The organism is Streptomyces sp. NPDC001450 (assembly GCF_053597295.1).
This window is the reverse complement of record NZ_JBSFHY010000002.1, coordinates 262,278-287,230: the sequence shown is the minus strand read 5'-3', so window position 1 is coordinate 287,230 and position 24,953 is coordinate 262,278. Positions and strand designations below refer to the sequence as shown.

Below are 24,953 nucleotides of genomic sequence, written 5' to 3'. Positions count from 1 at the left end.
CACAGGCAGACAGCCAACCCGGAAAGGATCCAAGAACATGTCGACGAAGGTCTCCGACTACGTCCTCCAGCGGCTGCGCGAGTGGGAGGTGGAGCACGTCTTCGCCTACCCGGGCGATGGCATCAACGGGCTGCTCGCCGCGTGGGGCCGTGCGGAGAACGACCCTCGGTTCATCCAGTCGCGCCATGAGGAGATGTCCGCCTTCGAAGCGGTCGGCTACGCCAAGTTCTCGGGCCGGGTCGGCGTCTGCGCCGCCACCTCCGGACCGGGCGCCATCCACCTCCTCAACGGGCTGTACGACGCCAAGCTCGACCACGTGCCCGTGGTGGCGATCGTGGGCCAGACCAACCGCAGCGCCATGGGCGGCTCCTACCAGCAAGAGGTCGACCTGCTCAGCCTGTACAAGGACGTCGCCTCGGACTTCTGCGAGATGGTCACCGTCCCCGAGCAGCTCCCGAACGTGCTCGACCGGGCCCTGCGCACCGCGGTGGCAAGGCGCTCGGTCACCGCCGTGATCATCCCCGCCGACGTCCAGGAGCTGGACTACTCCCCGCCCGGACACGCCTTCAAGATGGTGCCCTCCAGCCTCGGCATGCCGCACTACGCGCCGGTGCCGGACGACGACGACCTCGCGCGCGCGGCCGACGTCCTCAACGCCGGGGACAAGGTCGCCCTACTCATCGGTCAGGGCGCGCGAGGGGCCCGGCCGGAGGTCATGGAGACGGCCGACCGGCTGGGGGCCGGCGTGGCCAAGGCACTGCTGGGCAAGGACGCGCTCGACGACGACCTGCCCTACGTCACCGGCGCCATCGGGCTGCTGGGGACCCGGCCGTCGTACGAGATGATGCGCGACTGCGACACCCTCCTCGTCATCGGGTCGTCCTTCCCCTACACCCAGTTCCTGCCGGAGTTCGGCAAGGCGCGGGCCGTGCAGATCGACGTCGACCCGCACATGGTCGGCCTGCGCTATCCCTTCGAGGTCAACCTCGTCGGCGACGCCGCCCGGACGCTGCGCCGGCTGCTGCCGCTGCTGGAGCCGACCACCGACAACAGCTGGCGCAAGACGATCGAGGGCAACGTCGCCCGCTGGTGGGAGGTCATGCAGCGACGCGCCACCGTCGAGGCCGACCCGATCAATCCGGAGTACGTCACCCACACGCTCAGCGCCCTGCTGCCCGAGAACGTGATCCTCAGTTCGGACTCCGGCTCGGCCGCCAACTGGTACGCGCGCCACCTCAGGCTGCGCGGCGCGATGCGCGGCTCGCTGTCGGGCACGCTCGCCACCATGGAACCGGGCGTCCCGTATGCCATCGGCGCCAAGTTCGCCCATGGCGACCGGCCGGCCATCGCGCTCGTCGGCGACGGGGCGATGCAGATGAACGGCATGGCCGAGCTGATCACGGTCGCCAAGTACTGGCAGGAGTGGGAGGACCCGCGGCTGGTGGTCGCCGTCTTCAACAACCAGGACCTCAACCAGGTCACCTGGGAGATGCGCGCCATGGAGGGCGCCCCGCAGTTCCTGCCCTCCCAGTCCATCCCCGATGTCGCCTATGCCGACTTCGCCCGCTCGCTCGGTCTGCACGGTATGCGGATCGAGAAGCCCGGCGAGGTGGAAGGCGCCTGGACGACCGCGCTCTGCGCCGACCGGCCCTGCGTGCTCGACATCCTCACCGACCCGGCGGTGCCCCCCATTCCGCCGCACGCCACCCTCGACCAGATCGAGGCCGCCACGGCGAGCGTCCTCAAGGGCGACAGCGACCGCGTCGCCATGGTCCGGCAGGGATTCAAGGCCAAGGTCCAGGACCTCCTGCCCGGCCACCGTCAGCGCGTGGAGCATCGGTGACCGACGAGGCGCTCGTGGAACGCGTGGACAGCGCCGTCTACACCGTTGCGACCGACGCACCCGAAGCGGACGGCACCCTTGCCTGGGACAGCACCACTCTCGTCCTGGCGACCGTCCACTGCGGCGGCGTCACCGGGCTCGGCTACACCTACGCTCCCGCGGCGGCGGCGCACGTCATCGACGACCTCCTCGCCGACGTGGTCACCGGCACCACGGCCTTCGACGTGCCGCGTCTGAACGAGGCCATGCAACGCGCCGTGCGCAACGCCGGCCTGCCGGGCGTCTGCGCACAGGCCGTCTCCGCCGTCGACATCGCCCTGTGGGACGCCAAGGCCCGCCTGCTCGGACTCCCGCTCGTCCGCCTTCTGGGCGCGGCCCGCGTCGACGTGCCCGTCTACGGCAGCGGTGGCTTCACCACCTACGACGACCGGCAGCAGGACAGGCAACTGCGGGACTGGGTCGAGGAGGAGGGGATTCCCCGGGTCAAGATCAAGATCGGGGAGTCCTGGGGACGGCAGGAAACCCGCGACCGGCGACGGGTGGCGCAGGCCCGCGCCAGCATCGGCGAGGCCGCCGAGCTGTACGTGGACGCCAACGGCGGCTACGGCGCCCACCAGGCCGTCCGGGTGGCCGCAGGGCTCGCCGATCACGGCGTGACGTGGTTCGAGGAGCCCGTCTCCTCCGACCACCCGCGCTCGCTCGCCGCGATACGCGGCCAGATCACCGCCGACGTCACCGCCGGGGAGTACGGCTACACCCTGCCCTACTTCCAGCACATGCTGGCCGCCGGCGCCGTCGACTGTCTCCAGGCCGACGTCACCCGCTGTGGTGGCATCACCGTATGGCTGCGCGTGGCAGCCCTCGCCCAGGCGCACGGGCTGGACGTCTCCGGACACTGCGCCCCGCACGCCCACGCCCACGCTGCGGCCGCCGTCCCCAACCTGCGGCATCTGGAGTGGTTCCACGACCACGTCCGCATCGAGCGCCTCCTCTTCGACGGCGCCCTCGATCCCGGCGGCGGTGTCATCACCCCGAGCACCGACGGACCACCGGGACTGGGGCTGACGTTCAACGCCGAGCGCGGGCAACGCTTCCGGAGACGGTGACCGCAGCGGCAGCGCCACCGGGTGGGCCGGGCAGCAGGAAAGGACCAAGCAGGTCGGAGGCCTCGTCGGGGGGGCTCACGCGAGCGCCACGACACAGGAGGCGAGGTGATGGCCAGACCTGTCTGGACCGGCGTCATGACGCTGGGGCCGGTCACGGTGCTTATCCAGATCTCGCGCCTGTCTTCCCAGGTCAGACGAGAGTGACTGGGTAAGGAACGTAAGGTCGGTCTCGTCAACGCAGGTCGTCAACCGATCACCGGCCGCAGGAGCGCACCTCGGCGAGCGGCAGCACCAGTGCCCCGAGTGCGGCGCCAGCTGCAATGCCGGCGTTGGGGCGCCGAAGTTGGTGCTGACTCTCGCTTCGCTGCGTCGGGCATTCTCACGAGCCGTATGCCAGTCATCTCACCGCGTGCCGAGGAAGGACCACTCAGAGTCCGTTTCCACGGACACCAGAACGAGGAAGCGCTCAGACACCGAAGCACGAGTCAGCACCCCGCTAACCTTTCTCTCTGCTAGGTTCGCAAGGCGAGCATTGCCTTCCGCTCTTACTGCCTCGCATTCAGGGTTGGGCCCAGCGTTCAGTCTATTACGAGATCCAAAGCCACGGCCTTCTCCCCAAACTTGCAATCCTCTCTAGCCTGTTCAGCTTCACAGATGTATGTATCAACCGTGAGGTGTTGATAGCTGGAACGCAAGAATGGGAACTTGAAGGTTCTCCTTTCGATATTTCCGAATGAGTCAGGGTTGACGTCTATATCCGCGATAAATTTACACTCTTCCGGACACGGCCACCTTTTCTTCGTGGAGCTTCCCCTCGGGACTCCCCAGACCTCAAGAGTGATGTGCTCGTAGTCGCGCAGCTTTGTGGCGGATACTTTCGCAGACACCTCGCCAATATCTCCTTTTAAATCCGTGCTGGCTTCTAGTTGAGGAAAGGAGGTTACGGCCTGGTTCCTTGCTTCGACTCGCACTGCGGTGGCGGTCGCAGAGGAGAACAAGATCGCAGAAGCGATCAACAGCGTGAACTGCAGCGAGATTGCTGGTTGCGCGGGTCGGCGAATTACCCATGCGACTATCCCGGTGATGGCGAGCACTACCAGGAGCAGGCCACATCCTAAATTCCAGCCGCGCCCCCAAGCTGCCGCTTTCGGTATCCTAACTACATAGATTGAAAATGCAGCGATGGCCATCAAGAAAGATATCGCGGAGCCAGCGATCCAGAGGTGTATTCGGTAGCTCCTTTCTGCAAAAATGCTGGAAATGGCACAGATTAGCGCACCGAGCAGCTGAACGGACGCGAGTCCGACCATAATTCCTTGATTGCGAAGGATTGTCGTCAACTCGGCGTTGCGCAGGCCAACCAAATTCACTGCTCCTGCGAAACCCGCAAGCAGCAATCCAAGGAGATTTCGAACATCGCCGAGGCGTTCGGCTGGATTGGCTGGATTGGGTCGGGGCGGCTGCGTTTCACCCTGCGACGGGTCCACATTTACTCCCGAGAAGGGGGGAAGGTTCCTCCGGTTCCCGCACGGAAATCCTTGCCTGTATTCCGCGCGATCAGCTCATGGTGAAATAATTACGCTTCTCTTCCCAACTTGCTTCTTAACTAGGCCAAACGAGTGTGAGCATCCCTAGGACTTGTCCGACCGATCGTGGTCACCCCGGCCAGACAGGCGACACCGAAAACCACGAGCGGGACGCTGACCGTGCTCGGCGAGAACCCGCTCACGTCGCCCAGGAACGTCAGGACCGGTCGCGTAGGCGGAGGGTTCTTCTTCCGGACGCGAGGTCGGCAGCAGAACGGCGATCTTCACCAGAGAGACCAGCCCCAGAGCCGCCAGCATGACGACGGGCACCTGCCAGTCGCTCTGCCGGCCCAGTCAGGTCCCGCCAGGAACACCGCGTACGAGGGAGAGCGAACCGGCGATGGACGGCGCCCCGACCACACACCCGCGGACCTCGGGTGCGCGCAGGCCACCGCGAGCGGCCCCGTCACAGCCCAGAACAGCGCCTGGGAACGCCGGTCCCGCTCCAACCGAATCATCTGCTGCAGTGGAGCTCAAACGATCAAGCGTGGCCTTCAGGACCGTTCGGCCGATCTGGTCGAGCTGATGTCCGAGCTGCTGCCGCATGGCGGCCCGGAGCTGATCGCGTTCCGCGCGAGGCTGGCGGGCCCTGCTCTGCGACGTTCGCGCATCTTCGTCGCGACGTCTTCGTAGGAGGTGATCTGGGCGGTGAGGTTGTCAATGACGAAGCTGGCTGCGTCCATCGCGCGAGCCTTCTCGCGGTCGGCCCGCAGGCTGTTGGCATGGTCCTCGATCGCGGGTAGGCAGGAAGGGGCTGGACGGGAGAATCCGCAGCCTGAGCACTGGAAGCGGATCGGGCAGGCGTGTCCGCCGGCTTTGACGTTGGTCGGTTCGGTGCAGCCGCCGAACGGCACTCCAACCGACCGTTGTTCGTAGGCGGTCGAGGAGCAAGGGGTCGCTGCCCCGCTTCGGTCGGTGATTGCCGGCGGCGGCATGCCGCTGGGCGAAGGAGTGCCGGAATGCGTACGGATAGACCAGGGACCGGTCGCAGGGAATCACATTGCCCTCGGCGTCCATGGCGTCACTGTTCGGCGTTTCCAGGTTGTCCACCCAAGTCCGCATGCCAGCACTGAAGTTGTTGCTCATCAGGTGGTCCGACCCGCCGGTCGAGGTGATCGCCGGGAACAGGTACGGTTCGCTGACGCTCGGGGTGTCAGGCAGAGTGTCGCGAAAGGGCCTGCCATTTCTCGTCCAAGGGACGGCGGCCGGAGTCTCGCAGCACGACGTAGGCGGTCTGGAACATAGCCCGGACGTGTGCGGGGTCCATGGCCTCGTAGGTGACGCCGGTTCCCAGCGACGCGAGTTGGGCGTCAAGCTGGCGGATGACGTGTTCCGGAACCGCTTTTTCGCCCACCCAGGGGAACACACAGGCCCTGCCCAACGGCAACGAGTTCATCGGATGGGGCCAGAGCCCGTACTACTCGGAGTACGCGGGTGAGGGAAACACCCAGGGCAACGGCTCGCAGAACCTGCTCTACGACGCGAAGCTGCCGGGCTCCGACATCTCGTACCGAGCGTTTCGAAACCAATGGACCGGCACCCCGTACTACCCCCCGAGTGCCGCGGCACGGGCCGTTGCCGGGAGCAACGTCGTCTACGCCTCCTGGAACGGCTCGACGGAGACGAGGGCATGGCGGGTCCTCGCCGGATCCAACCCCCACTCCCTGTCGGTCGTTGTCAGACACGCCCCACGCTCCGGATTCGAGACAGCCGTCACCACGAACTCCCCCGGACCGTATTTCCAAGTACAAGCGCTGAATGCGCGGGGCAAGGTCCTCGGGACCTCCCGCGTCGTGCCCCTCCCGGGCAACGGTCGGTCAACGAACGAGACCGTGAAGGAGCCGCGGCATGGCTGAACCGGCTTCCGCCACAGCAGAAACCGAATCAGATCGGCAGCCTCACGCGGGCAACAGCCCTACCAGCCGGTCAGATCCACGACCAGCTCACAGTGCGGGTCGTCCGGATCCGGCTGTTGGTACTGCTCTTCGCTGATCAGGGAGGGGATTGAGGCGATCAGAGCCGTGCTCGCGTGGGCCAGGCGGATGTCGGCGCCGATGATGCCCGGGCGATCGGGGCGCTGCACGTACAGGCGCAGCAGGCCGTCACCATGCATCAGGAAGCCGATCAGGAAGGGGTTCTCGTCGTCGCCGGGGTCGTACAGGGCGCGCAGAACTCTGAGGGCCTCGCCCTGCTCGGGCTCCGGGTCCAGGGTGATCTCCTGCGGGCGGAGTCGGATGAGCGTCATCCCCATGGCCTCGCCGACGTCGCTGCTGCTGTAGATCTGAAGTCCTGTCAGGACAGTGCGCAGGATGCCAGGGATATAGGCGGGCGCCACTGTGTCGTTGGGGATCTCGTACAGAAACCTCATGCCGGTCTCGTCGTCTCCGGCGTGGACGGCGATCCGTACGGCGCCGGGAGCGGGCAGGACGCCTCGCAGGCGGCAGTATTCGGCGATCGGTGCGTTCAGGTAGTACAGCAGCAGGCGGGTGACGGCCGCTTGCTGTTCTCGGTCTTCGGGGTCCGTCACCGGTTCATCCATGCGGGACGCTTGTTGTGTGCTGGTTGCGCCAGAAGGCGTTGACGACGCCGATCTGCTGTCCCCCACCAGAGTCATACCTCCCGGCCTCGGTCTTGCGCGGAGCCGGTGACGATGTGGGGGCTCTGCGCGATGTCCCGCGGAATCCGATGGTATTACACAGCTCAGCCGTCAAGAATCACCTGATGCGTGAAGTGAAGCTGTCCGACGGGGTCATCACTCCGTCTTCCCTGCGTATCGACGACGTAGACGCGCACCTCACGGGACAGGACGAACTGCTCGTCCGCTGGCTCAACGGCGGTCCCGGCACACGCGAGGGCGTCGAGGCCTGCTTCCGGCGCGACCGGTACATCCGGGACCTGCGCTCCACCACCCGGTGAACCCCCGCGTGGATCACGCGCGTCGGCGCCGAGGTCCGTGCCTGCGGAGCGGACGCGAACCTCTCAGCCCGAGTTCATCCGCCTTGGACTGCCTCGGGGTTATCGGCGACGTACTCCTGCACGACTGACAGAAAGCTCGGGTCGGGGGCCAGGCCGAGTGCGGCGGCGCGACTGTTGTCGAAGACGGCGGGCCACGAACCGACGATGGCCTCGATCGCAGGGTCTGGATTCATGGTCACCAGGTCGGCGGCGGCATCGCCGGCCACCTGCCGCAGCGTGGTGAGCATCTCGGCGACCGAGACCGTGAGCGCGGGAAGGTTGACCGGCACCCGGCCTTCGAGCCGCCCCGGCCCGACGCCGCGCTCGGCCTCCGCAATGCGGAGGATGCCCTGGACGGTACGTCGCGGTGAGGCCAGGGCCACGCGCAGGTCGGGCCGTACCGGGCAGGTGGTCGGGAGTCCGGCGAGGGGCTCGCGGACGATGCCGGAAAGGAACCCGGAGGCGGCCGCGTTCGGGCGGCCCGGCCGCACCGCGACGGTCATCAGGCGGGCGACGCGTCCGTCGAGGAAGCCGCGGCGCGTGTAGTCCGCGATCAGATGCTCGCAGATGAGCTTCTGTGTTCCGTAACTCGACCGCGGCATGGGGATGGACGACTCGCTGACCACCGGAGGCAGGGGCAGCTCAGGGCTCGAGCCATAGACGGCGAGGCTGCTGGCGAACACCACCCTGGGCGTCGGCCCGGAGGCGGCCGACTGTGCGCGGGCTGCGTCGAGCAGGGCGCGGGTGGTGTCCACGTTGGCGCGCATGCCGAGGCCGAAGTCGGCCTCGCACTCGGCCGACACCGCGGCGGCGAGATGGAACAGCACATCGACCGGCTCGGCGAACACGTCGTCGAGCCGGTCGACGAGGTCGCCGCGCACGATGTCCACGAGCGGGCCCGTCGCCGCTGGGGAGTCGGGGTCCACGATGCGGTCGGCGAGCACGAGTCGCGTGATCGGTACGCCACGAAACGTGCGCGTCTGCAGCAGTGCGGCGGTCAGCCTGCGTCCCAGGAAGCCGAACGCGCCCGTGACTACGACCCTCACGTACCTTCTCCTCGCGTCCGTGCGGGGACGTGGCACTGTCCAGTGCGACGTCTCCGTTGTGTGTGTCCGCTTCCCAACAGCCGCAACGGCATCCGTCGATCCCCACGGCTGGGCCACCGACGGCGACGGCGAACTACCCACGCCGGCACATCCACCAAACGCCCGGCCCGCCGGGCACGGCCGCCGCTTCGACTGAGCGTGTCCCCGGCCGGACTCAGCCTGGAGCAGCTGCGGGCGACCACCGATGTCGACACCCCGGCCGACGTCGCGTGGCGGCCATGCCATGCGGCCCTGCTCGACGCAGTCGACGAGCTGCACGACAGGGCGCACCTCCCGCAACCCGTCCGGGATGCCTTGCGGGAGCACTACGACGATGCCCGATTGCTCGAGTCTCCGGTGCTGGCGGGCTGGTATCGAACCATCGGTCACCTGGCCAACGGGCTGCTCCTGGAGAAGGAATCCTGGGGCATCCCGTTCCCGGTGCGGTGACCACCAGACAGCCCGACGCCGTGGTCGAACGGAACCGGGATCTCGGACAAGTCGCACGTGGCATCGGCAGCGGCCTCAGCGCACGGTGGACGGCTGCGGCTCGAGTGTCCGGCGAACGGCTGCGGCGCGGAGTCCGTCCGGCGGTACTGTGACGCGCAAACCCAGGTGGACCACCTGCTCATATGACCGGTGGCTCCGGCGATCCCGGTTCCGGTCGGACAGGTCGGCCCCCTCCGCGTACGGAAGGTCACCGCCGATGCCCCAGCCCGCCCTGGCCGCTACAGCCGCCACCGTCGCCGTCACCAACCCGGTCCTCGCCGAGGTCGTCCGTTCCGGATTCGTCGAGGGGCGGCACCGGGGCAGCCTGGTGCTGCTCGCCGCGGACGGCTCGGTGGAACTGGCACTCGGTGACGTGACGTCGCCCGTCTTCCCGCGCTCCTCCAACAAGCCGATGCAGGCGGCGGGTGTGCTGCGGGCCGGCCTGGACCTGGCGGGCGAGCGGCTGGCGCTGGCGGCCGCGAGCCACTCCGGTGAGGCCTTCCACCGCGACCTGGTGCGCACGATGCTCGACGAGCACGGACTGAGCCCTGAACACCTGCAGTGCCCGCCCTCCCTCCCGCTGGACCAGGAGGAGCAGGAGACCTACCTGGCAGCGGGCGCACGCCGCGACCGGGTGGCCATGAACTGCTCCGGGAAGCACACGGCGATGCTGGCGGCCGCCGCACTGCGGGGCTGGCCGCTGGAGTCGTACCTCGACCCGGAGCACCCGCTCCAGCTGCTCATCCGCACAGTGGTGGGGGAGGCGGCCGGCGAGCCGGTGGCCGCCGTCGGCACGGACGGCTGCGGGGCACCGCTGATGGCGATCAGCCTGACCGGGCTTGCCCGTGCCTTCCGCTCCTTCGTCCTCGCGCCGCCCGGCACGCCCGAGCGGCGGGTCGCCGACGCCATGCGCGCCCACCCCGAGTACGTCGCCGGAACCCGCCGCCACGACACCTGGCTCATGCAGGGGATACCGGGCGCCCTGTCGAAGGTGGGCGCCGAGGCCGTCCAGGCCGTCGCCCTGCCCGACGGCCGCGCCTTGGCCCTCAAGGTCGAGGACGGTGGCGCTCGAGCCCTGGGGCCGGTCCTGGCCCGTGCGCTTCGCCTGGCGGGCCTGAGCGCGCCCGTGATCGAGCGTATGGGCCGTATGCCGTTGCTGGGCGGAGGGCGGGAGGTGGGAGAGGTTCGGGCCGTGTTCTGAGGAGGGGCGTGAGGGATGAGCCCCTGATCGCCCCGCACCACGCGCCCGCTCCGGGCGCGTGGTGCGGCGGTGCCCCACGGGGTCAGTTCACCGCGCGCTTCACCAGCTCGGCGATCCTCGCCTCGTCGGCGGCGGTCAGCTCCTTCAGGGCGTAGGCGGCCGGCCACATGGTGCCCTCGTCGAGGTTGGCCTTGTCGCTGAAGCCGAGCGTCGCGTACCTCGAGTTGAACTTCTGCGCGCTCTGGAAGAAGCAGACGACCTTGCCGTCCTCGGCGTACGCGGGCATGCCGTACCAGAGCTTCGGTGCGAGCTCCGGCGCGCCGGCCTTGATGACGGCGTGGATCCGTTCGGCCATGACGCGGTCCGACTCCTGCATCTCGGCGATCTTCGCGAGTACGGCGGCCTCGTCCTCGGCCGCCTTGTCGGCGCGCGATCCGCGGCGTGCGAACTCCTTCAGCTCCCGGGCGCGCTCCTTCATCGCGGCGCGCTCCTCGTCGGTGAACCCCTCGGACGTCTTGTCGGTGGCGGTGGTGCTCTGGGCGGGCTACCGTGCGGGCTTCTGTGCGTCCTTCACGGCGGGTTCCTCCTGGGCTACGGAATGATGGGTACATCTTCATGCCGGCGAGGTGTCGCAGGGGCGGCTTCTGCGAAGCTGCTGATCACGGGGTTCACCCGTGAAGTCGCCGCTGTGCCCGTCAGCCCCGGGCGCCGGCGGTCTGGCAGGTCGTGGCGTTGAGCCGGTTGAACAGGTTGGTGACCCCGATCATCAGGATGATCGCGGCGAGCTGCTTCTCGCCGAGTTAGGTGGCGGCCGTGTCCCAGACCTCGTCGGTCACCGGGTCGGGACGGTCGGCCAGTCGCGTCGCGGCCTCGGCGAGGGCGCGGTTTCGAGGATCGCTCGGACGGGCTGCATCGCGTCGGGCCAGGCGCTGGCGCCGGCCCGCGAGGACGGGCACCTGCACAACAGGCGTGGTGCCTCAACTGCCTGGGCGTCGCGCTGCGGCAGATGGGCCGGTACGAGGGGGCACTGGCCAGCCACCAGGAGGCGTTCGCGCTGCTGGACGAGCTGTTCGAGGAGCACTGGAAGGTCCACTTCCTCAACGGCTACGGCGAGACCTGCCGGCTTGCGGGCCTCCCCCAAGAGGCCCTACGGCTGCACCGGCAGGCGTTGGAGCTGGCGCCGAGGCTGGGAAGCCGGTACGAGGAAGCGCTGGCCCACGAGGGCATCGCGGTCGTGCTCGACAGGACTGCTCCGGCCGAAGCCGCCGACCACCGTGCGGCGGCGCAGACCGTCCTGCAGGAGCTCAGCCCCGGGACTTACTGATCGATTCAGAAAAACCCTTCGCCTGTGCGGTGACCGGTGAACCGGCTCTGTCAGGTTGTACGCCGGCGTCGGCGGGCGGTGTTGATGAGGGTGTGCAGCACCGCCTGGGCCGTGGGAAGCCGGTTGGCCGCCTGGCGCCAGACCAGGGACCGGGGGCCGTCGAGCACCTCGGAGGCGATCTCCTGCCCGCGGACGGCCGGCAGGCAGTGCATGGCCACGGCCTCGCGGGGCGCGTGGGAGAGCAGAGCGTCGTCGACCCTGTAGGCGGCCAGTCGCTCGGTCCGTTCGGCGCGTTCGTGGTGTCTGTCCATGGGCACCCACACCTCGGCGTAGACGGCCTGCGCGGCGCGGACCGCCTCGATCGGCTCGGTGGTGAGCGTGACGGAACCGCCGGTCTGCGCCATCAGTTCCCGGGCCTCGCCGAGGATGTCCTCCTCCGTCTCGTAGCCGGGCGGAGTGGCGACGACGAGGTGCATGCCGGAGGCCGCACACGCCGCGAGGAACGAATTGCACGTATTGCTCGTGCCGTCCCCGACGAAGGCAGCGGTCATGCCGGCCAGGGTGCCGAAGTGCTCGCGCAGCGCGAGGAGGTCGGCCAGGGACTGGCAGGGGTGGTGGGTGTTGGACAGGGCGTTGATGACCGGCACCGTCGAGGCGTCGGCCATCTGCTCCACCGTGGCGTGGTCGAAGGTGCGCACCGTGATCGCGTCGAGGTAGGACGACAGGACACGGGCGGTGTCGGCAGCCGTCTCACCGTGGCCCAACTGCAGGTCCTCGCGGTTCAGCACGATGGCCGCCATGCCGAGGCGTTGGGCGGCCGTGGCCAGAGATGCGCGGGTCCGTGTGGACGGCTTCTCGAAGATGCACCCGATGGCACCCCCGCGCAGATCGCCCTCCCACCCCAGCGGCTCCCGCTTCATGCCCTCGGCCAGATCCAGCAGCCCCACCAGGGTCTGTGGGTCCAGGTCACTCACCCGCAGCAGATCGTCGGGAACCTTGCCAGTCACCGCCGGACGGTCGGCCTCGGACGTGGGGATCGGCTGGGTCATCGCGGTTCTCCCGCTCCGTTCACGCGGTCGGGGCTCTTTGTCGCCAGTGTGGTCGGCGGCTGCCACCGACGCACACCGGCACCTTCCAACGGGTGAACGGGGAGCTGCCCCGGTCGAAACCAGGAAGACACCGGCGGGCCGGTTGCTCAGCCGGCGACGCGCGCTGCACGACGGGGCGCCAGGACTCCAGAGCCGCCACTCGCAGGCCGACCGTCTTCCCGGCGTGCTCGGCCGGCACGGCGGCGACCTGGAGGCCGTGGTCGAGGATGTGGGGTCCTACGTCATGGGGCGACACTGCCGCAGCGGGGCGTACGGCAGGTGACGGCAGGTCGTACTCCGCTTGCGCGGCGCCCGATGAACTCGCCCGGGTGACGGCGACGTCAGCCCGCCGCCGCCCCCATATGACCCACGCGGTCGCGCCGCGGCGCCGGTCAGCCGACGCGCCGGAGCCTCAGCTCGTCTGGGACGAGGATCGGCGCGGCAGCTTCCAGTTCGGCCGCGGGAAGTGGCAGGTGTAGCCGTTCGGATAGCGCTCCAGGTAGTCCTGGTGCTCGGGCTCGGCCTCCCAGAAGTCGCCCACGGGCTCGACCTCCGTGACCACCTTCCCCGGCCACAGCCCGCTCGCCTCGACGTCCGCGATCGTGTCCACGGCGACGCGGTGCTGGTCCTCGTCGGTGTAGTAGATGGCGGACCGGTAGCTGCGCCCGATGTCGTTGCCCTGGCGGTCCCTCGTGGTCGGGTCGTGGATCTGGAAGAAGAACTCCAGGATGTCGCGGTAGCTCGTGACCGTGGGATCGAAGAGGATCTCGATGGCCTCGGCGTGGTCGCCATGGTTACGGTACGTGGCGTTCGGCGTGTCACCGCCGCTGTATCCGACGCGGGTGGACTTCACGCCCGGCTGCTTGCGGATCAGGTCCTGCATACCCCAGAAACAACCGCCCGCCAGTACGGCTCGCTCGGTTCCCACTGTCATCGTTCGCTCCCTCGTGTCGAGCCGCGCTCCGGCACGGTCGTTGACGTGCCGGTTCTCACGTTCATCCAGCTTACTGGCTGGTTTCTTGACGCCTTGCCGGAGTGGCGGGTGCCCTGCGACCCCTCTCGCGATGGCGGTCAGCGCCTGCCGGCTCGGGCCAGCGCGTCCTCGGCCTGGGCGGCCAGGGTCCGGACGAGATCGGCTGCGGACGGCAGATCGTCGATGAGATCGACGGCCTCGCCGGCCCACTGCGGCAGTGCGGGGATCTCCCCTGCTGCCACCGCGTCCTGGTACGCCTGCCGGGCATGCGGGTCGGCTGCCAGCGCCTCCTCCCGGCCCCGCCATCCGTCGAGGAAGGGGTGGCCGAGCGTGCGCGCGGTGTACTGCGCCGGCCACCGCGAGCCGCGGGCGATGTCCAGCACCCTGTTGCGCTCGGTGTCCTCCCCGCGTCCCTCGACGATCGCCTTGGCCGTCGCGGGGGCGACCAAGGCCTCGGTCGTGGCTTGGAATCGAGTGCCGAGCAGGGCTCCGGCAGCCCCCAGCGCCAGGGCTGCCGCCACGCCACGGCCGTCGGCGATCCCGCCGGCCGCCAGCACGGGCACCGGTGCCGCCAGGTCCACCACGACGGGCACGAACGGCAGTGTGGACCGCCCGTGCCGGGCCCCGTGCCCACCGGCTTCGGTGCCCTGCGCCACGATCACATCGGCACCCAGATCCACCGCCCTGCGGGCCTCTTCGAGGTCGGTGACCTGGAGGATCAGCGGTGTGCCCGCGCCGCGGACGCGCTCCACGAACGGACTGGGGTCGCCGAAGGACAACATCACCGCAGCCGGGTCGTGCTCCAGTGCCCGCGCGACCACGCCGTCGTCGATCGCCCACGTCTGAAAGCCGATGCCCCAGGGTCTCCCGGCGCTCTCGTCGGCCAGGAGGGGCAGCTCGCGGGTCAGCCAGTCCCGGTCCCCGTTCCCGCTGCCCAGCAGCCCGAGCCCGCCGCCACGGGAGACCGCACCGGTCAGGGCACCACCGGCCGACCCGCCCATCGGGGCCAGGGCAATCGGATGCTTCACACCGAACAGTTCCGTGAACGCCGTCGACAACCCCATGACGGCAATCCTCACCCACCTGTCGTGCGGGACGCAGCGAAATCGACTCACGGAAAGGTCATCAGGGAGTTCCTATGGCGTCGAGGGGTGTAACGGGCCCGTGCCGGAGTGAGGCCCGGTCAGCCGCAGTCTGGAGGTCGGGGCCGGGACCGGGACGGTGGCGCGCTGGTTGCTGGAGGAGGCAGCTGTGGCGGAGGTGGTCGCCCTGGACCGGAACGCCGCGGGCCTGGATGCCCTCGCCGGACCACGGCTGCGGGTGGTCAACGCGGTGTCGTACGCACCCGCGGGCGCACACTCGGATCTTGACTCATGACATCCGATGGTTGTGATCCAGTTCATCGCTGTGTTCCGGTCCCGGCCCACCTCGTGCGATCCGTGACAGATCGACCATCAGCGAGCCCAGCCACGACACGGTGGCGTAGTACAGCCGCGGCGCGCCGGGCGGCTCCGTGGCGAACCCCGCGAGCGCCGGGTCGAGCGGCGGCAGCGGTGCGGTCGGGGTGTCACCCCCGGGATCCAGCGCCGCCGAGACCAGCAGCATCCGCCCGGCCACCCGTTCGCCCAGCCCGCCGGCCGACTCGGCCGCCGCCGGCCCCAGCCCGGCGAGCGGCGGCTCCAGCAGCCGCTCCGAGCCCCACAGGGTGTGGTGACCGGCCATGAGCGTCGCCTGCCAGTCCACTTCGGGCAACGCCACCCCGCGCCGCCGCCCTCCGAAGGGTGTCGGCTCGCTCTGGAACTGCGCGTACGCGGACTCCGCGAGGATGACCGCGTGCCGCAGTGACCGGGTGCCGGTCACCGCTGGCGGTGCGGCCGTCGCCGCGCCTCCGGCCACCGAGGCGCTGGTCGCCACCACGATCTCGGCCGCCCTGCGCAGGAGCCCGGCCACGGCGCGGCGCAGTTCGTCGTGGGCGCCGCGGGGCCAGGCCAGCAGGCCGAAGACCGCGCCGATGGCGCTGCCGACCAGGACGTCCAGCATCCGGACCTCCGCCAGCCGCCACGTCGGCGCCGCCAGCTGGGCGAAGACGAGGGCCACGAGCACGGTGAACATCCCCTGCGCCCAACCGACGCCCTTGACCGGCCCCACCGTGAAGGCGATCAGCATCCACACCGGCAGGACGACGGCGTACACCGCGGTGTCGGCACCCACCAGGACCAGTGTCCCGGCGGTCACCAGGGCGCCGGCCAGCGTGCCGACGAGAGCCGTCCGGATCGTGCTCCAGGTCTCGTCCATGGTGGTCCGGGTGAGGGTGAGGGTCGCCAGCATGGCCCAGAACCCGTGGGGCAGCGTGTCCACCCCGCCCACCAGCCGGGCTGCCGTCAGAGCCATGGCGATGCGCACCGCGTTCTGGAAGAACACCGACCGGCGCTCGGCGTGGCCTCGGATCCGGTGCCACCACAGGTACGGGGCCCAGGTCGTGGCGTACCAGAATCGCCCTGGCGCCCCCTCCACCGAGGCCTGCCGTCCTCGTACGGCGAGATCGGCCGCCGTGGCCATGGCCAGCGCGGCGTCGGCGACCTCCAGCACGGCGGCGTGCCGGCGAAGTACGGCGGGCGGGAAGGCGGGGGCGGGGCCGGTGCCGTCGGTGGAGGCGGGGGCCGCCGACGAGGCCGCGAGGTGTGCTCGGGCGGCGACCAGCTCCTGGTACGGCGCCACGGGCGACGCCCCCGCCCTCAGGCAGCCTTCGGTCGCCGTGGCCAGTCGCGCCACCGCGTGCAGTACGGCGATCACGGCAGAGCCCGGGGGTTCGTCCGGTGTGGCGGGCAGTTGCGTCAGCCGGTTGAGCAGGGTGCGGGTGGCCAGGCCGGTGTGGGTGAGGGCGCGGTCGCGCATCCCCGGTCCCGCCGGGCGCTCCGCCTCCGGCACGAACAGGGGCCGCAGTGCGTGGCCGGCCTCATGGGCAGCGCGGATGTCATCGCCGGTCAGGGCATGCGGAGGAGCAGCGAGGAGCGTCGCGCAGCGTGCTGCGGTGTGCGCGGCCTGGGCCGCCCGCTCCTGATACGACGGTGGGGCGGGCCCGGGGAGGATCAGCGCTTCGGCGGCGATGAACAGGGCCAGCCCGGTCGTCGTCCCGATCAGCCGCTCGCCCAGCGAGCCGGGATCGTACGGAGGGAAGGACGGCAGGATGTAGAGGAGTTGCAGGCCCGGCGCCGCTCCCGCGATGCGCGGCCCGCCCACGGCGGAGAAGGCCAGCGCGAAGCCGACCACGAACATGCCGGCGACGGCGCTCCAGGTCCGCACCGACAGGTAGGTGCCGATCACCACCAGCAGCCAGCACACCGGCAGCACGTGCAGCACCACCGCGGCTCGCTGCCGCCCGGTCCCGGGGATCTTGGCGAGTCCGCCCAGCGCCACGGTGCCGAAGAGGGCGTAGGTGGCCGCTACGGGGCTGTCCAGGCCGTACCGGAAGAGGTAGAAACCGGCCGCGGCGACCACGGTCACGCGCAGCGCACGGCGGCCCGAGGCGGCGTAGGCCGCCGGGATCCGACCGGCTGACACACCACACACCCCTACAGGATCACGCACCACGCGACGCCCGGCACCCAGGCGACGCCCGGCCTCCGCACCCGCTGACGACCGCCGCTGCCGACTCCGCAGAGCCGTGGTCACCTGGCGAGCGGCGGCCGCGGCGGTGACCTCGTACATTGGACAAATGGGCGTCACTGCCATCACCGGGCAGCCGACCGTGGATCAGGTCGACTACGCCGCGCTGTTCGCCGCCACCCCGAGCCCGTATCTGGTGCTCAGCCCCTCTCTGATGATCGTCGGCGTCAACCAGGCCTACTGCCGGGCGACCGGCCGCACCAGCCAGGATCTGCTCGGGCAGTTCCTCTTCGATGCCTTTCCCGACAACCCCGCCGACCCTCAGGCCAACGGGGTCCGCAATCTCTCCGCCTCGCTGGAGCGGGTGTTGGCCACGAGGGAGCCGGACACGATGGCTGTTCAGCGGTACGACATCCCCGTCGCCGGGCAACCGGGTGCCTTCGAGGAACGCTGGTGGTCGCCGGTCAACACCCCGGTTGTCAGGCCGGACGGACAAGTTGCCTGGATCATTCACCGGGTCGAGGACGTGAGCGCTTTCGTCCGTGACCGTCGGCAGCGGCAGCGGCAGCGGGACACCACCGCCGCTCCCACTCGACGGGAGGAGGGCATGGAGGCCGAGCTGTACGCCCGGGCCAAGGAGCTGGAGCGGCTGAACGGGGAACTGCGGCGTGCGCACGCGCGCGAGCGGCAGGTGGCGATCACGCTGCAGGAGGCCATGCTGCACTCGCCGGACCTTGCCCGGCACTCCAATGTGGCGGTGCGCTACCTGCCCGCCATCGGCTCGCTGAACGTGTGCGGCGACTGGTACGACACCGCCGATCTGACCGACGGGCGTTTCAGCGTCGCCGTCGGCGACGTGGTCGGCCATGGTCTGGAGGCCGCCACGGTCATGGGGATGCTGCGCAGCGCGCTGTCCGCGGCCAGCCGGGCCGTCGCGGGCCCCGCCCAGGCGCTGGAGATCCTGGGCCTGTACGCCCGCTCCGTGGACGGTGCCCTGGCGGCCACCGCCGTGACAGCCCTGGTCGACCCGCGTTCACAGTTGATCGTGTACTCCAGCGCGGGCCATCCGCCTCCCGTGCTCATGCATCGCGACGGGACCTGCGAACTGCTGGATCGTGCGACAGATCCGCCCCTGGGGACCCGGCCGACGCATGTCCCACGCCCCCAGGCCGGTACCGCCTATCACCCCGGCGACGTTCTCGTCCTCTACACCGACGGCCTCATCGAACGCCGCGACGAGGACATCGACACCGGGCTGCAACGCCTGACCGACAGCCTGGCCCAGTGCCTGGGGCTCGGCCCCGAGCGTCTGGCCGACACCCTGCTCGCGCGTCTTGGCGTCAGTCATGGCGCTCGGGACGACATCGCTCTGGTCGTCGTCGCGTTGTGAGCGGCCCGTCGTCGCATTGTGGGCCTCGGCCCGTCGTCGCGTTGTGAGCCTCGGCCCGTCCTCGGTCCGCAATCCCGACTCAGTCGATTCCGCATCCGGCGGGCCGTTGAAGGCTGCACAATACTCCCCAGTAGCTGAGTCTTGACTCCGCAGGCGGCACTGGCGATCCTCTTGGCGGCACCTTGTATAGGACATGACAAATCGGTGTGCGCAAGGGTCTCAGGACCCCGGACGTCCTCGTCCGTCGACCGCGCATCCCGCCTACCGAGGGACGTGGGCCGTGGCCATATCCAGACGCCGGTACTACAGACGCAAGAACGTCACCATGGCGTCGCTGCTCCTTCTCGTACTGACCGTCCTCCTCGGCCCCACCCCGAGTTCGGCAGCCGGGAACGAGTGGTGGGTCCCGACGGCACGACCTTCGCCGGACTCCCAGATCAATGTCACCGGCGAGCCGTTCACCGGCACCAACGCCAAGGGCGAGGTGCGCGGCTTCGTCGACGCCCACGACCACCTGTTCGCCAACGAGGGCTTCGGCGGGCGCCTGATCTGCGGCAAGACGTTCTCCGAGGCCGGGATCGCGGACGCGCTGAAGGACTGTCCCGAGCACTACCCCGACGGCTCGCTGGCCGTCTTCGACTTCATCACCAAGGGCGGTGACGGCCGACACGACCCGGTCGGCTGGCCCACGTTCAAGGACTGGCCCGCGCACGACTCGCTGACCCACCAGCAGAACTACTACGCGTGGGTGGAACGGGCCTGGCGCGGCGGCCAGCGGGTGCTGGTGAACGACCTCGTCACCAACGGCGTGATCTGCTCGGTGTACTTCTTCAAGGACCGCAGCTGCGACGAGATGACGTCGATCCGGCTGCAGGCGAAGATGACGTACGACCTGCAGGCGTACATCGACAAGATGTACGGCGGTCCGGGCAAGGGCTGGTTCCGGATCGTCACCGACAGCGCACAGGCCCGTGACGTCGTCAAGCAGGGCAAGTTGGCGGTCATCCTGGGCGTGGAGACCTCCGAGCCCTTCGGCTGCAAGCAGATCCTGGACGTCCCGCAGTGCGACAAGAAGGACATCGACGCCGGCCTGGACGAACTGTACTCGCTCGGCGTGCGCAGCATGTTCCTGTGCCACAAGTTCGACAACGCGCTGTGCGGAGTCCGGTTCGACTCGGGCGGGCTCGGAACGGCCATCAACGTCGGGCAGTTCCTGTCGACCGGCACCTTCTGGAAGACGGAGAAGTGCACGGGGCCGCAGCACGACAACCCCATCGGCTCGGCCGCGGCGCCCGAGGCCGAGGCGAAACTCCCGGCGGGCGTGAGTGTCCCCTCGTACTCCTCGGACGCACAGTGCAACACACGTGGACTGACCGACCTCGGTGAGTACGCCGTACGCGGCATGATGAAGCGCAAGATGATGCTGGAGATCGACCACATGAGCGTCAAGGCCGTCGGCCGCGCGCTCGACATCTTCGAGTCCGAGTCCTACCCCGGCGTGATCTCCTCGCACAGCTGGATGGACCTGAACTGGACCGAACGGGTCTACGGCCTCGGCGGCTTCATCGCCCAGTACATGCACGGCTCCGAGGGATTCGTGGCCGAGGCGAACCGCACCAAGGCGCTGCGGGACAAGTACGGCGTCGGCTACGGCTACGGCACCGACATGAACGGTGTCGGCGGCTGGCCCGGACCGCGGGGCGCCGACGCGCCCAACAAGGTGACGTACCCCTTCCGCAGCGTCGACGGCGGCTCCCTCATCGACCGGCAGACCACCGGTGAGCGCACCTGGGACCTGAACACCGACGGGGCCGCGCACTACGGCCTCGTCCCGGACTGGATCGAGGACATCAGGCTCGTCGGCGGCCAGAGCGTGGTGAACGACCTCTTCCGGGGCGCCGAGTCCTACCTCGACACCTGGGGAGCGACCGAGCGGCACCAGGCGGGAGTCAACCTCGCCAACGGGGCCTCGGCCACGGCCAGTTCGACCGAGTGGAACCCGTTCACCAGTTATGCGCCGAGCCGCGCCGTGGACGGTACACGGGACACCCGCTGGGCCGGCGGCTGGAGCGACGACCAGTGGCTGCGGATCGATCTGGGTTCGACCCACCTGGTCGGGCGGGTCACGCTCGACTGGGAGCGCGCGTACGGGAAGTCGTACCGGATCGAGCTCTCGACGGACGGCGTGAACTGGAAGACCGTCTGGTCGACCACCTCCGGCGACGGCGGCCTCGACACCGCACGCTTCACCGGCACACCGGCCCGCTACGTCCGCGTCGTGGGCACGGAACGCGGGACCAGCTGGGGGTACTCGCTGTACGAGGTCGGCGTGCACAGCGGCTGACGACGGCTCCGGCAGTCCGACCACCGCCCGGCGGTGCCGCCGCTGTACGAGCCGGCGGACCGCCGGGCGGCTGCGTCCTCGTGTCGTCCACGAGGACGCAGCACAGCAGTTCCTACTCGGTCACCTTCAGCAGCTTGTTGGGCGTTCCGCTGCCCGCGTTGGTGATCTTGTCACTGGTCGCCGCGCCGACCAGTGCGGAGGCGACCTGAGCCGGCGTGGCGTCGGGGTGTCCGGCCAGGTAGACAGCGGCGGCTCCGGTGACGTGCGGGGTGGCCATGGAGGTGCCGGAGATCGTCTTGGTCCCCTCGTCGCTGTCGTTCCAGTCGGAGGTGATGTCCGAGCCCGGCGCGTACAGGTCCACGACCTTGCCGAAGTTCGAGAAGTCCGACTGGGCGTCGTCCTTCGTGCTGGAGGCGACCGTGATGGCCTCGGGGACCCGGGCGGGTGAACCCTGCCCCGCGTCCGCCGACTCGTTGCCGGCGGCGACGGCGAACGTGACGCCCGAGGCGATGGCCTTCTTGACCGCCTCGTCGAGTGCGGGGTCGGCGCCTCCGCCGAGGCTCATGTTGGCGACCGAGGGTCCCTGGTGGTTCTTGGTCACCCAGTCGATGCCGGCGACGACCTGCTCGGTGGTTCCGGAGCCGTTGTTGTCGAGCACCCTGACCGCGACGATCTTGGCCTTCTTGGCGACACCGTGGGCGGTTCCGGCGATGGTTCCGGCCACGTGAGTGCCGTGGCCGTTGCCGTCGTCGGCGGTGTCGTCGTTGTCGACGGCGTCGAACCCGGAACTGGCGCGGCCGCCGAAGTCCTTGTGGCTGATGCGTACGCCGGTGTCGATGACGTACGCGGTCACACCCTCCCCGGCCTTGTCCGGGTAGGTGTACTTGTGGTCGCCGGCGGTGTCCGTCTGGTCGATGCGGTCCAGGCCCCAGGACGGCGGGTTGTCCTGGGTGGCGTCGATGTGGAACTTCTTGTTCTGCACCACCGTGGCGACCGCGGGGTCGGCGGCGAGGCGCTTGGCCTCCGTCTCGGTGAGGCTGTCGGCGGAGAAACCGTTCACCGCCGAGCCGAAGGTGCGGCTGATCTGGCCGCCGTACTCCGTGGCCAACTCCTTCTTCTCGGCAGCAGAAGCCTTCTGGTCCAGAAGGACGACATAGCTGCCGGCCACGGCTCCCTCGGCGTGCAGGCCGTAGACCTTGCCCTCCGCGGGCTGTCCGGCCCGGGCTGCAGGGGACACGTACAGGGCCGTGCCTACGACGGTAGCAACGGCCGCGATCGCGGTGACGGTCTTGGCCTTGCCTATGCGTTTGTGATGCGCCGTCAAGAGGGGTCTCCTCGTTTGCGTGTGGGGGGATTTGCGTTCAGGCGGCAGAGTTCTGCTCGTGCTCAGCGAGCGTGCCGACTTGACGCGGCCAGATCAATCCCCTGGTCGCAGCTCCGAGGTCCTCCAACGGTCGATCTTCACAGGGCTTACGCAGGTTCGAAGCAACCCGAATGCAAACGTGCAGCCCTTTGCGCTGGTTGAATCACCAAGGACCGGTCAAGAATTATCCGTGCCGATCTCTTCACCAGCCGTTCACGCGGGGTGGCAGGAGGAGGCCGGAGCGATGGGTATCCGCCGTCGCCCCGGCCTGTGAAAAACGCGCGGGCCCGCCCTCCGCCGGTCCGGTCAGGCCCCCTCGGGCAGCGCGAAGACCGCGCAGGTGGTGGTGGCGTGCGCGTAGAGCCTGCCGTCGGTGTAGCTGGTGGGCGGTGCCCACGTGTGGGTGCGGGTGCGGACGGTGGCCCCCGCGCCGCGACGGGCCTCGGTGTCCGTCGCCGGCGCGGGGGGCATGGATGTCATGGTCGGTGGATCTCCTGTGCGGGGTCTGGCGCGCGCGGTGTGTGGCGTGCGGGGCCGCTCAGGGCAGCTTGACCGCGAGCAGGTCGACGGGCCGGATGTCGGGCGCCGAGGCGAGCATGGTCTCCGCGGCGCCCATGAGCGCGGCGGCGATCCGTCCGCGCAGGTGCTCGGCGCGGTCCTCGTCGTTCTCGAAGGTGTCGAAGACACCGAAGGTCGTGGCGTCCTCCCGGAAGGCGAACCAGGTGAGGGTCCGCTGCTCCTCCTCGGCGAGCTTCACGGCCTCGGTCAGCAGCCGGGCGATCTCGTCGGCGTGCTCCGGCTTGGCCTCGATGCGGGCCAGCAGGCCGATCTTGTTCATGGTGGGCTCCTTCGGCTCGGTCGTGCGCCCCTTCACCGGGGCACACCATTCACGCTAGGTCCGTGAGCCGCCCGGCCCCAGTGTCGGAAACGACTTCCCTGGTAGCGTTTCCGACATGGATGTCTCGGTGCTGGTGTACGACGGCGTGTTCGACTCGGGGCTCTGTGCGGCGCTGGACGTCCTGGAGGCGGCCAACGCGATGCGCGGCGAACTCCCCCAGCCGCCACCGGCCTGGAACGTCACGACGATCGGCTTCAGTCCGCAGGTGCGCACCGGTGCCGGGCACATCGTCACGACCGAGCCCGCGGCCGGCGCGGGTACCGCGGCTCTACTGCTCGTTCCCGCACTCGCCGAGCGCCGGCCCGACGCCCTCCTGGAGCGGGTCGCGGGCCCCGGCCTGGCCGACGTACGGGAGCTGATCGCCGGCCACCGGGGCCGGGGCGCACCGGTCGCCTCGGCCTGTACGGGCACCTTCCTGCTGGCCGAGTCGGGCATCCTGGACGGCCACCGGGCGACGACCACATGGTGGCTGGCGCCCGTCTTCCGCCGTCGCTATCCGGCCGTCACGCTCGACGAGACCAGCATGGTCACCACATCGCAGGGGGTGACCACGGCGGGGGCCGCCTTCGGGCACGTCGATCTCGCCCTCGCCGTCGTACGGATGGCCAGTCCGGCCCTGGCCGACCTCGTCGCCCGCTACCTGGTCGTCGACGAGCGCCCCTCGCAGTCCGCGTACACGATCCCGAGCGCCCTCGCGCAGAGCGATCCGCTGATCGCCGCGTTCGAGCGGTGGGCGCGCCGGCACCTCGACACGCCGAACAGCCTGGCCGAGGCGGCACGCGCCCTGGGTGTCAGTGAGCGCACTCTCCAGCGCACCGTCCGCCGGATCCTGAACACCACGCCGGTGCGGTTCGTCCAGGACCTGCGCGTCGAGCAGGCGACGCATCTGCTGCGGACCACCGGTCTGTCCCTGGAGACCATCGCCCGCAAGGTCGGCTACGAGCACGCCGCCACCCTGCGCGCGCTGCTGCGCGATCGTACCGGCTCCACCACGACGGGGCTGCGCACGCGCTGAGCGGTCCCGGACGTCCCCTGGCGCCGGCGCAGGGGTGGGCCGCGCGGGTGCAAGCAGCTCGGACTCAGAAGGCCGTGTGCGCGAACCAGCGGTCCAGCGTCTCGGCTTCTCCCGTCACGTCGAAGGCGGCGTCCTGGTGCGACCGACGTCCGTAGAGCAGGAACAGGAGGTCGGCCGCCCGGGCCCGCACCGTCATCGACCGCGCGCCGCATGAGTGCCGGGCACCGTCCGTGCTCCCGCCTCGTGATCCACCATCGCCGCAAGGCCCTGCCCAGGTGTCCTGACCCGCTCACCGCCTTCCGGAGCAGTCCACCCAGGCGGAGCCTCGTGAACCACAATCAGTCACCGAGGAAAATCGGGCGTCAATGTTCAACCGCTGTGGGCCACTTGGCGACATGTCCGTACGGATGTCTCCGGATTGCGCTGGGATGGCCGACTCATCGTGAGCCGCGGATCGGGGATGGACATGAGCGACTTGGCCGAGGCGGTGCCGTCCGGTTCCACGCACATGGCGGAGCAGGCGACGTGCGGATGCGGTGACGGCATACCCGTGGGCAGGCCCCGGGACGAGGAGGACCGGTTCCGGGGGCTGCTGGAGGCGGCGCCGGACGCGATGGTCATCGTCGACGACACCGGCACCATCAGGCTCGTCAACGCCCAGACCGAAGCCCTCTTCGGCTACGGACG

General features: G+C 69.6%; 23 protein-coding genes and 2 pseudogenes. 11 read left to right on the top strand and 14 right to left on the bottom strand.

Features of this window, described 5'->3' with window-relative positions:
- Nucleotides 1-37: 37 nt before the first annotated feature.
- Nucleotides 38-1,843, top strand: coding sequence for a thiamine pyrophosphate-requiring protein (locus ACWC5O_RS03240; protein ID WP_450581706.1), 1,806 nt, complete (start codon nt 38-40; stop codon nt 1,841-1,843).
- Nucleotides 1,840-2,949: an enolase C-terminal domain-like protein gene (locus tag ACWC5O_RS03235; RefSeq protein ID WP_450581708.1), complete on the top strand. Its 1,110-nt coding sequence runs from the start codon at nt 1,840-1,842 to the stop codon at nt 2,947-2,949. The genes ACWC5O_RS03240 and ACWC5O_RS03235 overlap by 4 nt, the downstream gene beginning before the upstream one ends.
- Before the next feature lie 578 nt (nt 2,950-3,527).
- On the opposite strand, the gene ACWC5O_RS03230 is transcribed toward ACWC5O_RS03235, so the two are convergent.
- The 3 genes from ACWC5O_RS03230 to ACWC5O_RS03220 all read right to left on the bottom strand — a co-directional run bounded on the left by ACWC5O_RS03230 (nt 3,528) and on the right by ACWC5O_RS03220 (nt 7,062).
- Nucleotides 3,528-4,436, bottom strand: coding sequence for a hypothetical protein (locus ACWC5O_RS03230; protein ID WP_450581710.1), 909 nt, complete (start codon nt 4,434-4,436; stop codon nt 3,528-3,530).
- Between the two features lie 593 nt (nt 4,437-5,029).
- Nucleotides 5,030-5,389, bottom strand: coding sequence for a hypothetical protein (locus tag ACWC5O_RS03225; RefSeq protein ID WP_450581712.1), 360 nt, complete (start codon nt 5,387-5,389; stop codon nt 5,030-5,032).
- A 1,061-nt stretch (nt 5,390-6,450) separates the two neighbouring features.
- Complete coding sequence (locus tag ACWC5O_RS03220) at nt 6,451-7,062, bottom strand: hypothetical protein (RefSeq protein ID WP_450581714.1); 612 nt, start codon at nt 7,060-7,062, stop codon at nt 6,451-6,453.
- 194 nt (nt 7,063-7,256) lie between these two features.
- On the opposite strand from ACWC5O_RS03220, the gene ACWC5O_RS03215 reads away from it, so the two are divergent.
- Nucleotides 7,257-7,451, top strand: a complete 195-nt coding sequence (locus tag ACWC5O_RS03215; protein WP_450581716.1) for a hypothetical protein — start codon at nt 7,257-7,259, stop codon at nt 7,449-7,451.
- 74 nt (nt 7,452-7,525) lie between these two features.
- Here ACWC5O_RS03215 and denD read toward each other — a convergent pair whose 3' ends face one another.
- A complete protein-coding gene (gene denD / locus ACWC5O_RS03210) occupies nt 7,526-8,536 on the bottom strand; it encodes a D-erythronate dehydrogenase (RefSeq protein WP_450581718.1) in 1,011 nt (336 codons plus the stop codon).
- Between the two features lie 198 nt (nt 8,537-8,734).
- On the opposite strand from denD, the gene ACWC5O_RS03205 reads away from it, so the two are divergent.
- Both ACWC5O_RS03205 and ACWC5O_RS03200 read left to right on the top strand, forming a co-directional pair.
- The gene (locus tag ACWC5O_RS03205; protein ID WP_450581720.1) at nt 8,735-9,025 is read left to right on the top strand and encodes a hypothetical protein; all 291 of its coding nucleotides are present in this window, start codon (nt 8,735-8,737) and stop codon (nt 9,023-9,025) included.
- A 256-nt stretch (nt 9,026-9,281) separates the two neighbouring features.
- Nucleotides 9,282-10,265: an asparaginase gene (locus ACWC5O_RS03200; RefSeq protein WP_450581722.1), complete on the top strand. Its 984-nt coding sequence runs from the start codon at nt 9,282-9,284 to the stop codon at nt 10,263-10,265.
- An 82-nt stretch (nt 10,266-10,347) separates the two neighbouring features.
- Here the strand turns inward: ACWC5O_RS03200 and ACWC5O_RS03195 are convergent, their stop codons facing one another.
- Both ACWC5O_RS03195 and ACWC5O_RS03190 read right to left on the bottom strand, forming a co-directional pair.
- Entirely contained in the window at nt 10,348-10,743 is a 396-nt protein-coding gene (locus ACWC5O_RS03195) for an iron chaperone (protein WP_450581724.1), read from the bottom strand.
- Between the two features lie 217 nt (nt 10,744-10,960).
- Nucleotides 10,961-11,146: pseudogene (locus ACWC5O_RS03190) on the bottom strand (carboxymuconolactone decarboxylase family protein); the annotation flags it as partial.
- A gap of 125 nt (nt 11,147-11,271) precedes the next feature.
- Between ACWC5O_RS03190 and ACWC5O_RS03185 the strand changes: the two are divergent.
- Entirely contained in the window at nt 11,272-11,589 is a 318-nt protein-coding gene (locus ACWC5O_RS03185; RefSeq protein WP_450581725.1) for a tetratricopeptide repeat protein, read from the top strand.
- Nucleotides 11,590-11,639: 50 nt separating this feature from the next.
- Here the strand turns inward: ACWC5O_RS03185 and argF are convergent, their stop codons facing one another.
- The 3 genes from argF to ACWC5O_RS03170 form a co-directional block, all read right to left on the bottom strand.
- A complete protein-coding gene (gene argF / locus ACWC5O_RS03180; protein ID WP_450581727.1) occupies nt 11,640-12,638 on the bottom strand; it encodes an ornithine carbamoyltransferase in 999 nt (332 codons plus the stop codon).
- Nucleotides 12,639-13,089: 451 nt separating this feature from the next.
- Entirely contained in the window at nt 13,090-13,611 is a 522-nt protein-coding gene (gene msrA, locus ACWC5O_RS03175; RefSeq protein ID WP_450581729.1) for a peptide-methionine (S)-S-oxide reductase MsrA, read from the bottom strand.
- A gap of 137 nt (nt 13,612-13,748) precedes the next feature.
- Nucleotides 13,749-14,714 (bottom strand): NAD(P)H-dependent flavin oxidoreductase, encoded by a 966-nt coding sequence (locus ACWC5O_RS03170; protein WP_450581730.1) that lies wholly within the window; start codon nt 14,712-14,714, stop codon nt 13,749-13,751.
- 187 nt (nt 14,715-14,901) lie between these two features.
- Here ACWC5O_RS03170 and ACWC5O_RS03165 point away from each other — a divergent pair, with 187 nt between their 5' ends.
- Nucleotides 14,902-15,027 (top strand): hypothetical protein, encoded by a 126-nt coding sequence (locus ACWC5O_RS03165; RefSeq protein WP_450581732.1) that lies wholly within the window; start codon nt 14,902-14,904, stop codon nt 15,025-15,027.
- Here the strand turns inward: ACWC5O_RS03165 and ACWC5O_RS03160 are convergent.
- Nucleotides 15,022-17,211, bottom strand: a complete 2,190-nt coding sequence (locus ACWC5O_RS03160; protein ID WP_450581734.1) for an FUSC family protein — start codon at nt 17,209-17,211, stop codon at nt 15,022-15,024. The two genes, ACWC5O_RS03165 and ACWC5O_RS03160, sit on opposite strands and share 6 nt — an antisense overlap.
- A gap of 154 nt (nt 17,212-17,365) precedes the next feature.
- Between ACWC5O_RS03160 and ACWC5O_RS03155 the strand changes: the two genes are divergently transcribed.
- Entirely contained in the window at nt 17,366-18,646 is a 1,281-nt protein-coding gene (locus ACWC5O_RS03155) for a PP2C family protein-serine/threonine phosphatase (RefSeq protein ID WP_450581736.1), read from the top strand.
- Between the two features lie 325 nt (nt 18,647-18,971).
- The gene (locus tag ACWC5O_RS03150; RefSeq protein ID WP_450582218.1) at nt 18,972-20,990 is read left to right on the top strand and encodes a discoidin domain-containing protein; all 2,019 of its coding nucleotides are present in this window, start codon (nt 18,972-18,974) and stop codon (nt 20,988-20,990) included.
- A 112-nt stretch (nt 20,991-21,102) separates the two neighbouring features.
- Here ACWC5O_RS03150 and ACWC5O_RS03145 read toward each other — a convergent pair whose 3' ends face one another.
- The 3 genes from ACWC5O_RS03145 to ACWC5O_RS03135 form a co-directional block, all read right to left on the bottom strand.
- On the bottom strand, nt 21,103-22,314 hold the full coding sequence (locus ACWC5O_RS03145; protein WP_450581737.1) for a S8 family serine peptidase: 1,212 nt from the start codon (nt 22,312-22,314) through the stop codon (nt 21,103-21,105).
- Nucleotides 22,315-22,659: 345 nt separating this feature from the next.
- Nucleotides 22,660-22,833, bottom strand: coding sequence for a hypothetical protein (locus ACWC5O_RS03140; RefSeq protein ID WP_450581739.1), 174 nt, complete (start codon nt 22,831-22,833; stop codon nt 22,660-22,662).
- Between the two features lie 58 nt (nt 22,834-22,891).
- Nucleotides 22,892-23,191, bottom strand: a complete 300-nt coding sequence (locus ACWC5O_RS03135; protein WP_450581740.1) for a putative quinol monooxygenase — start codon at nt 23,189-23,191, stop codon at nt 22,892-22,894.
- Between the two features lie 115 nt (nt 23,192-23,306).
- Between ACWC5O_RS03135 and ACWC5O_RS03130 the strand changes: the two genes are divergently transcribed.
- A complete protein-coding gene (locus ACWC5O_RS03130; protein ID WP_450581741.1) occupies nt 23,307-24,266 on the top strand; it encodes a GlxA family transcriptional regulator in 960 nt (319 codons plus the stop codon).
- 64 nt (nt 24,267-24,330) lie between these two features.
- Here the strand turns inward: ACWC5O_RS03130 and ACWC5O_RS03125 are convergent.
- A pseudogene (locus ACWC5O_RS03125) lies at nt 24,331-24,507 on the bottom strand (maleylpyruvate isomerase family mycothiol-dependent enzyme); the annotation flags it as partial.
- Between the two features lie 225 nt (nt 24,508-24,732).
- Here ACWC5O_RS03125 and ACWC5O_RS03120 point away from each other — a divergent pair.
- On the top strand, nt 24,733-24,953 hold a 221-nt coding region (locus ACWC5O_RS03120), incomplete at its 3' end, for a PAS domain S-box protein (RefSeq protein WP_450780902.1).